The following is a 12,571-nucleotide window of genomic DNA, read 5'->3' on the forward strand; positions in this document are numbered from 1 at the left end:
AACTTTATTCTTTTTTAACAAACCTAACAGAATCATCAATTATCTTTATAAAAATATAAATCAAACAGAAGAACATGAAAAAGTTAATAATAGGTGGATTAAGCCTTATTTGTTTACTAGTCGCTAATCCTATGAATGCACAGGACGATGATAAAGTGAATTTCACCAAACAGGAATTGAAATTCGCTAAAATGGATGCCAGCCCAATGGATCTTGCTTTATATCGTGACAAAAATGATGCTGCGGTTGCGAGAGTTATTTATAGCCGACCTCAGAAAAGAGATCGTGAAATTTTTGGCAAGCTAATTCCTTACGGTGAAGTATGGAGAACCGGAGCTAATGAAGCTACCGAGCTTACGCTTTATAAAGACATGAAAGTGGCAGATGCTGTAGTTAAAGCCGGCACCTATACTTTATATACTATTCCAGGAGAAAAAGAATGGACTGTTATTTTAAATAACAAAACCAATACTTGGGGAGCTTACGAGTATACAGACAAAGAAGATAAGGTAAGAATCAATGTACCGGTGAGGCAGGCACCAAATACCATTGAATCACTTTCCATGGCTTTTCAGGAGTCAAATAAAGGAGCTGATCTTTTAATTGGCTGGGATGACAGTTATGTAAAAGTCCCCTTTCAAAATGTAAAGTAGTTCTCTCGGGAAATATGATAAAAAAAAGACACCGTCTCGGTGTCTTTTTTTATGGAATGTTCAAATACTTATGTGTTTGCAGGGAGACTTTCCATTTAGGATTCTCCATCACATAATTCACAATCAAAGGGATCATTTTATCGCGGTTACTCCACTCGGGCTGAAGATATAAAATACAATCTTCACTTACCTTTGCAGCCTGCTCTTCGGCAAATTTTAGATCATGCTTATTAAAAACGATTACTTTTAATTCGTTAGCCTTTGGATAGATCTCTTCTTCAGGAAGCTTGATCTTCTTTGGTGAAAGACATATCCAGTCCCAGGTTCCTGTAAGTTTATACGCCCCGGAAGTTTCTATATGTATATCGCAACCTTTCTTTTTTAAATTTTCTGTCAGCTCGGTCATATCCCACGTAAGCGGCTCTCCCCCGGTAATCACTATAGTCTTACTATACTTTACAGCATTCTCCACTATTTGACCAATATGAGTTGGTGGATGAACTTCTGCATCCCAGCTCTCCTTTACGTCACACCAGTGACACCCTACATCACACCCACCTATTCTTATAAAATAAGCCGCCGTTCCTTTATGAAAACCTTCCCCCTGGATGGTATAAAATTCTTCCATCAAAGGTAGCATCACCCCTCTGTCTACCAGCTCTTTTGTCTCTTCTGAAATCATAGCCTGCAAAGATAACCAATATCTTTCAGGTTGAATAATAGATTTTAGAAGTTCTGGCGATACAAAAAGTATTGGTATTAAAGATTTTTTCCTGTTATCTTTAAATCGAAATTACTGTTGTCTTGAACCCACTCATAACTAGATATGCCCTAATCTTAGCTCTCATCGGCTTCATTTCCTGCAGTCCATCAATCGAGAAGCAATTTAAAAGTTCTAAAACTTCCCATCAGGGCTTTACCGGATTAGCCGTTTATGACCTGGCTAAAGAAAAAATGTTGTATGAATATAATTCAGATAAATACTTTACCCCGGCATCAAACACCAAATTATTTACTTTTTACACAGGTTTAAAGATACTAGGTGATTCTGTACCTGCAGTGAAATATGCCATTAGAGGCGATAGTCTAATTTTTAAGGGCACAGGCGATCCTTCTTTAATGAATCCAGCCCTTGAAAATTCGAAGGTTTTAGAACTTCTCTCAAAATCGCACCATAATTTATATTATTATCCGCCTGTTTTTACGGAAGAGTTTTTCGGTCCGGGCTGGTCGTGGGATGATTATCACTACGCATTTTCTGCAGAGCGATCTGTTATGCCAGTTTTTGGTAACAAAACCACATTTTATTTTAATAAAAATACTGAGCCTCAAATTGAACCGAAAATATTTCGAGATTCTATTTCCTATTCACAAAGGGACTTAAGCCCAGGTATTCAAAGAAATTTATCTAATAATAACTTTCAGGTTTCAGAAAATTATAGTTCTAAAAAAAATTATACCAGAGAAGTCCCTTTTAAATACTCAGATAGGCTACTGCTGGATATTTTAGAAGATACCCTTAAGAAAAAGATCGAGCTAATTAAGAATCCTCAAAGAAGCCTTAATTTTAACAAAATACTTTTCAGTATTCCTATCGATAGCATCTATAAAAAAATCCTTGAGGAAAGTGACAATTTTATTGCTGAACAAATACTGCTCATGGCCGCCGGTAAGATTTCAGATACTTTAAAAACAAGTATTGCTATAGATTATATGAAGCAAAATTATTTAAAAGATCTACCGGATAAACCTGTTTGGGTAGATGGTTCAGGACTTTCCCGTTACAATCTTTTTACTCCGCGTAGCCTGGTGAAACTACTTGAAAAGATCTATAAAGAGCTGCCTCAGAAAAAATTATTCAGCATGATGGCCACAGGAGGTACCTCTGGTACGCTGAAAAATTATTACAAGGCTGAAACACCTTATATTTTTGCGAAAACAGGAACTTTAAGCAACAATCACAGTCTAAGCGGATATCTTAAAACCGAATCAGGAAAAATTCTGATATTTAGTTTTATGAATAGTAATTATACTATTCCAACTTCAGAATTAAAAGAAGGAATGACGGAAATCCTTGAAAAGATAAGAGATCATTATTAAAAGATTTTACTCAAATGCTAAGAAGAAATTTTATTCGAAATATTGGAATTGGGGGATTGGTTTTACCATTTAATACAATTTCCTTAACTCCTAATGAAAGTTCCAATCTCAATAAAGATGTTTTAATTCCTGAAGCACTCTCTGAAGGAGATACCATAGGAATCGTGAGTCCCGCCAGTGCCATTTTTGAATCTGAACCTTATGAAATCGCTAAGGAATCCTTTAAAACCATGGGACTAAAAGTAAAATTGGGAAAGAATATTAAAAACAGGCATGGCCATCTAGCAGGAACCGATGAAGAGCGCGCCGAAGAATTAAATGAAATGTTTCGCGACCAATCTGTAAAAGCAGTAATCGCTTTAAGAGGTGGTTCGGGTTCGGCAAGGATTCTGGATAAATTAGATTACGATGCTATAAAGAAGAATCCGAAGGTCTTTATTGGATATAGCGATATTACGGCAATACACCTGGCCATTTATGAAAAGACCGGATTGGTTACTTTTCATGGTCCCGTTGCGGTTTCTACCTGGAATGCCTTCAGTACAAAATATTTAAAGGACCTTCTATTCAATAAAGAAGCCCTTATCTACAAAAACCCTGTTTCTATAGGCGATGAACTGGTTCAAACTAAAAACAGGATCAGGACAATCACCGAAGGAACCGTAAAAGGTCAACTCCTTGGAGGAAATCTTTCTGTACTTACCGGAATTATGGGATCTGAATACTTCCCGAAAAACTGGACAGGAAAAATCCTTTACCTGGAAGATGTAGGAGAAAAAATATATGCTGTAGACAGGATGATGTCGCAAATTCAACTAGGAGGTGTTTTTGAACAGATAAGTGGGTTCGTTTTCGGTAAATGTTCAGATTGCGATCCTGGCGGCAGCGGCTATGGCTCCCTTACCCTGGAAGAAGTTATAGACCATTATATAAAACCACTTGGTATCCCGGCCTATTCCGGAGCCATGATTGGTCATATCGATGATAATGTAACCATCCCGAACGGGATCGAGGCAGAATTGAACGCCACTGAGGGTATTATAAAACTTTTATCCCCGGCAGTCGCTTAGAAAAGTAAATTTATTTCGATAAAGCTACCTGAAGTTTATTTGTTTATGAAAGCATCCGATATCCTAATATTTATAAAAGTAGAACTAAATTAAATTTATAATGAGAACACTGAAAGAGAAAATATTCAATAACAGCTATGAATCTATTATCAAATCCAGATCTCATACAGCTTTCTTCTTTTGAAATACTAATTTTATAATAACTTAGCATTAATGGACAAAGCGGCACAATTCATTGAAAAAATTAAAAAAGGCTATACCACAAAAGGCGATTATCTCTATTTAGGTGCCGGAATACTGAAAGGTGAAGTCTATTCTGAAGCAGCAGTAAAGATTCCTTTAAAAACCATGAACAGGCATGGATTAATTGCCGGCGCTACCGGAACCGGAAAATCCAAAACCCTCCAAATCATTGCTGAAAATCTATCTAACAAAGGTGTACCTGTTTTGCTGATGGATGTGAAAGGAGATTTAAGCGGCGTAGCGAAAGCTGGCGATAGAGCCGAATTTATTGACGAACGTCATAAAAAACTGGATTTCCCATTTACCCCTCAAGGATCTCCGGTGGAGATTCTCACGCTATCAGACCAGCAGGGAATTAGATTAAGAGCTACCGTAAGCGAATTTGGACCGGTTCTTTTATCACGAATTTTGGATCTTACCTCTACCCAAACCGGAATCCTGGCTATTATTTTTAAATATTGTGACGATAATCAGCTTCCGCTTCTGGATTTAAAAGATCTAAAGAAAATTATTCAGTATTCTACTGAAGAGGGTGAGGAAGAGTTTGAAAAAAATTATGGAAGAATTTCAAAAGCATCCACAGGTGCTATTTTGAGAAAGATCGTTTCGCTGGAACAACAGGGAGCAGATCTTTTTTTCGGCGAGCGATCGTTTGAAGTTAATGATCTACTTAGAAAGACAGATGACGGCAAAGGCTTTATAAATATCCTGAGACTTAACGATATCCAGGACAGGCCAAAATTATTTTCCACTTTTATGTTGAGTCTTCTAGCTGAAATATATTCTACTTTCCCTGAAAAAGGGGATATGGACAAACCGGAGCTGGTATTGTTCATAGATGAGGCACACCTTATTTTTAAAGAAGCTTCAGATGCATTACGAGACCAGATAGAAAGTATTGTAAAACTCATAAGATCTAAAGGAGTAGGAATTTATTTTGTAACTCAAAATCCGGCAGATGTTCCCGAAGAAGTTCTTGGACAATTAGGTTTAAAAATTCAACATGCATTAAGGGCTTTTACGGCAAAAGATAGAAAAGCGATAAAATTAGCTGCAGAAAACTATCCGATTTCAGAATTTTACGATACCAAAAATATGCTTACCGCGTTAGGGATAGGTGAAGCACTGGTTTCAGCATTAGATGAAAAAGGAAGACCATCAGCCCTGGTAGCCACCATGCTCAGAGCTCCCATGAGCCGAATGGACATACTTACTGATAAGGAATTGAAAGAGATCATTAAGAATTCGAAGCTCGTTCAAAAATATAATGAAAACCTGGATCGGGAGAGTGCTTATGAAATCCTGAATAGAAAAATTGAAACTGCAGAAAAAGAAGAAGCGAAAGAAAAGGCTAAAAAAGAGAGAAAAGAAGTAACAAAACCCAGTTCCAGAAAACGATCTAATAAAACAGAAGGAGCCATTATAAAAGTATTGACCAGCGCGACCTTTATAAGAGGAGTAATGGGAATACTCAACAAATTTTTAAAATAAAAACTATTCAATCTAAAATGTACAAAAAAACTTTACTATTTATTGGTTTATTCGTGAGCATAGCATCCTGCACTAGCGATGAAAATAATCCTTTTCTTATTACTCCCACTCAGGTTGGAACACTTAAAAAAGAATCCAGAATAAATCAGTTAGATTCAATTTTCAAAGGAGACAGTATTGTTAGACAAACCAGCGGACCCCAGGAATTTCGCTCTACCGATGAGATCAAAATTTTTAGTGAAGACGGGCAGGCTCTCATGACTCTTGAACCTTTACAGGAATTTGATTCTACCAGTACCATTGGATATATTCGAATACTCGATCCACGCTACGAGACAAAACATGGCGTGAATATTCAGAGCACTTTTAAGGAAGTATTGGAAAACTATAATATTTCCCGGATTGAAAACACCATAAATTCAGCCGTGGTATTTTTGGACGAAATAAACGCTTATATCACGATTGATAAGAGCCAATTACCTACCAATCTAAGATATGACACAGACAGCAAGATCATGGCTTCCCAAATTCCGGATGACGCCAAGATCAAATACTTTATGATTTATTGGAATTAGAAATGCGAATTTTCCTGATTGCTATTTTGGTTTTTGGATTCTTGAGCTGCAAATCTCGCATAGATTATTTAAATACTAATCTTAAATCTGAAAAGGGATATTTTCAGGCCCTTATAGAAATCCCAGCAGGCACCAATTCTAAGATAGAATACGACAAGATCTCAAAAGATTTTAAGATATCTCTAAGGGATGGGAAAGAAAGAAATATTGAATTCCTTCCTTATCCCGGAAATTACGGTTTTATTCCTTCCACCTACTCAAATCCTGAAAAAGGGGGTGATGGTGATGCTCTTGATGTCATGGTGCTCAGCTCCACTTTATCTTCTGGCACCATTCTGGAAATCATCCCTATAGGAATGATTATGTTGACCGATGCCGGTGAGGAAGATTTTAAAGTAATTGCTATTCCCGCAGAAAACAAACTGAGAACTATTAATAATGAAAATTTTAAAGATTTCGTTAAGAATTATAAAGCTGCCCGGGATATACTCGAAGCATGGTTTTTAAACTATGACCCTGTCGAAAACACCGAAATACAAGGCTGGGCAGACGAAAGAGAAACAGAAAAAGAGATTTTACGGCTATATAAGGAATTGTAAAATTTGTTAATATTCATGTTACTTTCAATTGTTTATTTACTTTTATTTAATAACCAATAAATTAAGTTATGATTAAAATCTTAGCAATGATTATGCTCATTGGTGGTGCCATCGCACTTGTAATGGGTGTATTAGGAATTTTTGGTAGTGTTGCATTAATGTTAAGCCCCTGGGCGCTCACTATCCTTGGCTTCGTATTTTTCGTCGCCGGAATTTCAATGTTAAAGTACAGAAGAGATACTGATGAAGTTCAGGCAAAGAGCCAGAATTAATTTTTTCTTCTTTTATCAAATAAAAAAAGGCGATCTATCCAGATCGCCTTTTTTCTTAATATGACTAAAATTAATCTACATTATCGTGTAGAAAAGAGTTGTTTTTCCTGAAATGAAGATCATTATTTTCATCCTGATCTATACTGGTTCGGGAGAGTTTTCCTTCTCCGGGCTTAGAGTTATCAAGTTCAATTCCTGCTCTTTTATAAGCCGGTTGTTTTTCAATCTCATCTATTTGAGCAGAACCACCCGTTCTAAATTTATAATTAAATTCCTTCATTTTTGCTTTTCTTTCGGCTGTTCTTTGTCTCACTACTTCAGAAGAAATTGGATTGTCAAAAGGATCATGCCCGTCACCGGCATTTTCTTTTTCCGGGGCTGGAGCTACTGTTCTTTTTTCAAAAGCAATGGTTTCATCTTTTTCCTGTGCTTTCTTTGGAGCTTTTGAATTTTCCAGTTTCTGCTCTATTTCCATATAATCATCCAGACTATATCTCTTAACGCCCTGTGTAGAACTTTCCGTTACCGGAACGATTTCTACCGCTTCATTCACCCTGATATTCTTAGCTTCTTCCTCAATTTCTTCCTCTTCCAGAGAATGTCTTGTGACTTCCTGGTTTTTGGAAGCTGATTTTGGTGTTTCTTCCTCTTTATTCGTAGGCATATCAAAAGTAAACATGAACTGGTCTTCGTTATCATTTTTCACCTCTTCAGGCTCGTTTACTTCCATCGCCTTCACCTCTTCGCTCATATCGGTGATAATGAATTCCTCAGGATCAACTTCTTCGTAAGTAACTTCCAGCTTGCGAGCAAAATCAGGGGTCTTAAGCATGTCATCCACCCTCTTGTGAATGTTTCCAACCTCGTCTACTTCCTCTTCGGTTTCATCTAAAGTATGCACTATTTTCTCGTCCTTTCCCGGCTCATCAAACTGTAATTCATTATTCGGATTAACAGGAGAATTGGTCACCTTAGAAATGGGTGCCGATTTTTTAGTAGTTAACTCCTGTTCAGCTTTTTGTTCATCTTCGAGCGTATGGATGATCTTTTTGGTTTCCGTATTGGTGATCTCATTTTGCTGTTCCACATCAAAACCAGTAGCGATGATAGTAACGGCAATAGCATCTTCCAGGGCTTCATCTTCACCCACACCCATAATAATGTTGGCACTGTGTCCTGCTTCCGCCTGTATATGATCGTTGATTTCACCAATTTCATCAATAGTGATTTCCTCGTTACCAGATACAATTAGCAGTAAAACATTTTTGGCACCGGTGATCTTATTATCGTTTAATAATGGGGAGTCTAGAGCTTTCATAATGGCATCGGTTGCTCTACTAGCTCCTGATGCCTGGGCAGATCCCATGATAGCCGTACCCGAATTACTAAGTACAGTTTTCGCATCCCGCAAGTCAATATTTTGCGTGTAGTGATGCGTAATTACTTCAGCAATACCCCTGGAGGCAGTTGCCAATACTTCATCAGCCTTAGAGAATCCGGCCTTGAATCCAAGATTTCCGTAAACCTCCCGAAGCTTATTATTATTAATCACAATTAGAGAATCTACATGGCTTCTAAGCCTCTCCACTCCTAACTGTGCCTGTTCATTTCTATTCCTACCTTCAAACTGAAAAGGAATGGTTACAATTCCAACCGTAAGAATATCCAGTTCCTTAGCCTGTTTGGCAATAATTGGCGCAGCCCCGGTTCCTGTACCACCACCCATTCCGGCAGTGATAAACACCATCTTAGTATTAGAATCCAGCATTTGTTTGATTTCCTCAAAACTTTCTACTGCTGCTTTTTCCCCGATTTCCGGGTTTGCTCCTGCTCCAAGTCCTTCTGTTAAGGTTACACCTAATTGAATCTTATTAGGAACCGAACTGTTTTCAAGTGCCTGGGAATCGGTGTTACAAACAACGAAATCAACCCCTTTAATTCCCAACTGGAACATATGGTTGATGGCATTGCTTCCTCCTCCGCCTACTCCTATCACTTTGATGACGTTCGATTGATTCTTAGGTAAATCGAATGAGATGTCTCCAAATTCTGTACTGCTCATAAACTCTGTTTTACTGGTTGTATCTTTATTACTCTGCGTTATCTAAAAAATCTTTGAATTTCTCTGCCCATTTATCAAAAATGCTCTTACGGGCCACTTTTTTCGAGGATTCCTCCTCGTGATCAGCTTCATCAATTATCTGATCTTCCTCATATTCTTCGGAATTTACTACCGGACTTTTATCTGAAAGAACTGCTTCTTCCTGAAAACGGCTATTATTCTTTTCCAGACTGTTCATTACCAATCCAACTGCCGTAGCATATACTGGGCTGGTTGTTTCAGAATCTGTAGTTCCGGCTAGATGCTCATTAGGATATCCAATCCTGGTATCCATTCCGGTAATATATTCTGCCAGTTGTTTTATATGCTTCAACTGGGCGCCACCACCGGTAAGCACTAATCCGGCAATCAATTTTTTCTTCTGCTCGTCGTGCCCGTAGTTCTTGATCTCCAGATAAACCTGCTCAATGATCTCTACTACTCGTGCATGAATGATCTTAGAAAGATTCTTAAGGGTAATTTCTTTCGGTTCTCTTCCTCTTAATCCCGGAATAGAAACGATTTCATTATCCTTATTTTCTCCCGGCCATGCAGATCCGAATTTTATTTTCAGCAATTCTGCCTGTTTTTCAATGATCGAGCAACCTTCTTTGATGTCTTCAGTAATTACATTTCCGCCGAAAGGAATAACCGCCGTATGGCGAATAATTCCGTCCTTGAATATGGCAAGATCTGTAGTTCCGCCACCTATATCAATTAGCGCTACTCCGGCTTCTTTTTCTTCCTGACTCAATACAGCATTTGCTGAAGCCAAGGGTTCCAAAGTCACTGCTGAAAGTTCCAATCCAGAACTTTTAACACATCTTCCAATATTTCGTATTGAAGAAACCTGTCCAACTACCACGTGGAAGTTAGCTTCCAATCTCCCGCCGTACATACCGATAGGCTCCTTGATTTCCGCCTGACCGTCTACTTTAAATTCCTGCGGAAGCACATGTATGATCTCCTCTCCAGGCAACATCACTAATTTGTGAACCTGGTTGCAAAGGGTATGGATATCATCTGCATCTATCACCTCATCTGGATTCTGACGGGTTATATAATCACTATGCTGAAGGCTTCTAATGTGCTGCCCTGCAATTCCAACTACCACTTCACTTATCTTTAAACCACTATCAGCTTCTGCTTCCTGTATTGCCTGCTGGATAGACTGGATGGTTTGGGTGATATTATTCACTACCCCCCTGTGTACGCCAAGAGATTTAGATTTTCCAATCCCAATGATCTCTACTTTGCCATACTCATTTTTGCGGCCTATCATAGCCACAATCTTTGTTGTTCCAATATCTAAGCCTACTGCAATATCGTTTTGTTCCATAAATTATTTTTTCGTGCACACAACCTGGTCTCCAAACTGTAAGTTCACTTTTTTGTAGGTATCTAATTTATTTTCTTTCTGTGCTTTCTTGTAAAAGGCCTTAAAATTGTTGAATTTTAAAGCTACATTAGTTGAATCCCCGAAGTACAGTTCAAAATCCTGTTCCCGTAACTCAAGCGTATATTTATCTCCATTTAACCGATTGATGCCGGTAATGTGTCTTTTTAAAAACTCATCTTTTTTTATATAATCTATGATCGTATAAGCTTTAGAAACGTTCGCTCCATCAAAACCAAACATCAACGGGACCCTGGCAGAATAAAACGGGGACAGCGGCATAATGCCTCCATTTTTATCTAAATAAAAAGATGAGTTTCCTACTACTCTGCCAATCGGTTTTCTCTGACTTACTTTCGCCTCCAGTTTTCCGTCTAAAGTGAGGTAAACTTCAGCTTTTTCGATCATTTCATGCTTATTTAAAAGGGATTCCACCCTATTCAAATCTAAAGTTTCTTTATCTATGCTCGAGACGCTGGCATTATTTTGTATTAACAATTTATTAACCACTTCTTCAGTCACATAGAGGTTTTCACTATCGGTAAATTTCACGTTCACCTCTCTGATTTTTCTGGATTCATGCCGCTTTTCAGCAAAACCATATAACAAACCTAGAATTGCTACTAGAATGGCCGCTTTTATATATACTAAACTACGCTTCATGTAACAATGCTTTTTTCACTTTTTCTACCTCTTCCCCAATATCTCCAGCGCCCATCATGACCACCACTTCGGCTTCTTCAGCTTTAATTCTTTCAATAAGATCATCCTTTTGTACGAGTAATTTTTTAGGATTAGAAATTTGATCCAGCAACCAGGCTGAAGAAATACCTTCCATAGGGGTTTCCCGGGCCGGATATATATCCAGCAGGAATACCTTGTCAAAATTAGAAAGGCTGGAGGCAAAATCTTCAGCGAAGTCACGGGTACGGCTAAACAGGTGGGGCTGAAAAACCGCTAAAACTTTTTTGTTGGGATACATTTCACGAACGGCCTGATGTACGGCTGATATTTCAGTAGGATGATGTGCATAATCATCGATAAGCACCAGGTTCTCTGTTTTTATTTTATAAGTAAATCTACGTTTAACACCTTTAAAACTATTTAAAGCCCTGGCCAGACCGTCGGTTGGGGAACCGTACTCGATCGCCATCGCCAGGGCTGTTATAGCATTTAGCAAATTGTGTTTGCCGGGTAGATTAAACTTTAAATTCTTTACAGTTCCAGAAGGAGTTTTCAGATCGAAAACATAGCTTCCTTCTTCAATTCTTATATTGAGTGCTGAAAAATCACTTTCATCATTTATGCCAATTTTAACTCCGTTTAATGGCAGGCCATTCTTCACAAATAATTTTCCATCTTCCGGAATTTTTGCAGCAAATTCTCTGAATGATTTTTCTAATTCAGATCTATCGCCGTAAATATCTAAATGATCTGCATCCATGGAAGTGATCGCAGCGATATTTGGTGAAAGATTTAAAAAGGATCGGTCAAACTCATCAGCTTCTACCACTATCACTTCATCGCCCTGCATAATTAAGTTAGACTGGATATCTTCACTAATCCCACCCAGAAATGCAGTTACCTTTGCACCGGTTTCCTTCAGTAAATGGGCCAAAATCGCAGTTGTAGTAGTCTTTCCATGTGTTCCAGCAACCGCAAGGCAAGATTTCTGATTAGTTACTACACCAAGCAACTGTGCTCTTTTGATCACCTCAAAATTTTGCTGCTTCAAAATTTGAAACTGTTTGTGATCCATTGGAACAGCAGGAGTATACACTATAAGACTGCTTTCTTTATTCTGAAGAATCTCATCAGGAATAAGCTTTGTATCATCCTGATAATTAACCTCCACACCCCCACTTTCCAGGGTTTTGGTTAACTCTGTAGGAGTACGATCATACCCAGCCACATATTTGCCCTTAGCCTTAAAATATCTGGCCAGCGCACTCATCCCGATTCCACCGATCCCGATGAAATAAAAATGCTGTATGTGGTTTATATCTTTCAAAACTTTATTTTTTCATTTATGAACTTCGACAAGCTCAGTTCGACGAGCTCAGTTCGACAA

The 12,571-nt window shown here is 38.1% G+C and carries 12 protein-coding genes; 7 read left to right on the forward strand and 5 right to left on the reverse strand.

Features of this window, described 5'->3' with window-relative positions:
- Window positions 1–74: 74 nt before the first annotated feature.
- Window positions 75–653, forward strand: a complete 579-nt coding sequence (locus tag Q1K34_RS02305; protein ID WP_300434060.1) for a DUF2911 domain-containing protein — start codon at window positions 75–77, stop codon at window positions 651–653.
- A 49-nt stretch (window positions 654–702) separates the two neighbouring features.
- Here the strand turns inward: Q1K34_RS02305 and Q1K34_RS02310 are convergent, their stop codons facing one another.
- The gene (locus Q1K34_RS02310) at window positions 703–1,335 is read right to left on the reverse strand and encodes a 7-carboxy-7-deazaguanine synthase QueE (RefSeq protein ID WP_300434061.1); all 633 of its coding nucleotides are present in this window, start codon (window positions 1,333–1,335) and stop codon (window positions 703–705) included.
- Window positions 1,336–1,457: 122 nt separating this feature from the next.
- On the opposite strand from Q1K34_RS02310, the gene dacB reads away from it, so the two are divergent.
- The 6 genes from dacB to Q1K34_RS02340 all read left to right on the forward strand — a co-directional run bounded on the left by dacB (window position 1,458) and on the right by Q1K34_RS02340 (window position 7,003).
- Window positions 1,458–2,753, forward strand: a complete 1,296-nt coding sequence (gene dacB / locus Q1K34_RS02315; RefSeq protein ID WP_300434062.1) for a D-alanyl-D-alanine carboxypeptidase/D-alanyl-D-alanine-endopeptidase — start codon at window positions 1,458–1,460, stop codon at window positions 2,751–2,753.
- A 14-nt stretch (window positions 2,754–2,767) separates the two neighbouring features.
- Window positions 2,768–3,823: an LD-carboxypeptidase gene (locus tag Q1K34_RS02320; protein ID WP_300434063.1), complete on the forward strand. Its 1,056-nt coding sequence runs from the start codon at window positions 2,768–2,770 to the stop codon at window positions 3,821–3,823.
- A 213-nt stretch (window positions 3,824–4,036) separates the two neighbouring features.
- Window positions 4,037–5,557 (forward strand): helicase HerA-like domain-containing protein, encoded by a 1,521-nt coding sequence (locus Q1K34_RS02325; protein WP_300434064.1) that lies wholly within the window; start codon window positions 4,037–4,039, stop codon window positions 5,555–5,557.
- A gap of 17 nt (window positions 5,558–5,574) precedes the next feature.
- Window positions 5,575–6,132 carry a hypothetical protein gene (locus tag Q1K34_RS02330; RefSeq protein ID WP_300434065.1) on the forward strand — a complete coding sequence of 186 codons (558 nt, stop codon included), beginning with the start codon at window positions 5,575–5,577 and terminating at the stop codon, window positions 6,130–6,132.
- A gap of 2 nt (window positions 6,133–6,134) precedes the next feature.
- A complete protein-coding gene (locus Q1K34_RS02335; protein ID WP_300434066.1) occupies window positions 6,135–6,731 on the forward strand; it encodes an inorganic diphosphatase in 597 nt (198 codons plus the stop codon).
- A gap of 68 nt (window positions 6,732–6,799) precedes the next feature.
- Window positions 6,800–7,003 (forward strand): hypothetical protein, encoded by a 204-nt coding sequence (locus Q1K34_RS02340; protein ID WP_300434067.1) that lies wholly within the window; start codon window positions 6,800–6,802, stop codon window positions 7,001–7,003.
- Between the two features lie 70 nt (window positions 7,004–7,073).
- Here the strand turns inward: Q1K34_RS02340 and ftsZ are convergent, their stop codons facing one another.
- Genes ftsZ through murC form a run of 4 tightly spaced genes read right to left on the reverse strand, consistent with a single transcriptional unit; the run spans window position 7,074 to window position 12,511 of the window.
- Window positions 7,074–9,065, reverse strand: coding sequence for a cell division protein FtsZ (ftsZ, locus tag Q1K34_RS02345; RefSeq protein WP_300434068.1), 1,992 nt, complete (start codon window positions 9,063–9,065; stop codon window positions 7,074–7,076).
- A 28-nt stretch (window positions 9,066–9,093) separates the two neighbouring features.
- Entirely contained in the window at window positions 9,094–10,443 is a 1,350-nt protein-coding gene (gene ftsA, locus Q1K34_RS02350; RefSeq protein ID WP_300434069.1) for a cell division protein FtsA, read from the reverse strand.
- Between the two features lie 3 nt (window positions 10,444–10,446).
- Window positions 10,447–11,163, reverse strand: coding sequence for a hypothetical protein (locus tag Q1K34_RS02355; RefSeq protein WP_300434070.1), 717 nt, complete (start codon window positions 11,161–11,163; stop codon window positions 10,447–10,449).
- Window positions 11,153–12,511 (reverse strand): UDP-N-acetylmuramate--L-alanine ligase, encoded by a 1,359-nt coding sequence (murC, locus tag Q1K34_RS02360; protein WP_300434071.1) that lies wholly within the window; start codon window positions 12,509–12,511, stop codon window positions 11,153–11,155. Before murC ends, Q1K34_RS02355 begins: the two co-directional genes overlap by 11 nt.
- Window positions 12,512–12,571 lie beyond the last annotated feature (60 nt).

This window comes from Christiangramia sp. (genome assembly GCF_029937855.1).
GTDB lineage: Bacteria > Bacteroidota > Bacteroidia > Flavobacteriales > Flavobacteriaceae > Christiangramia.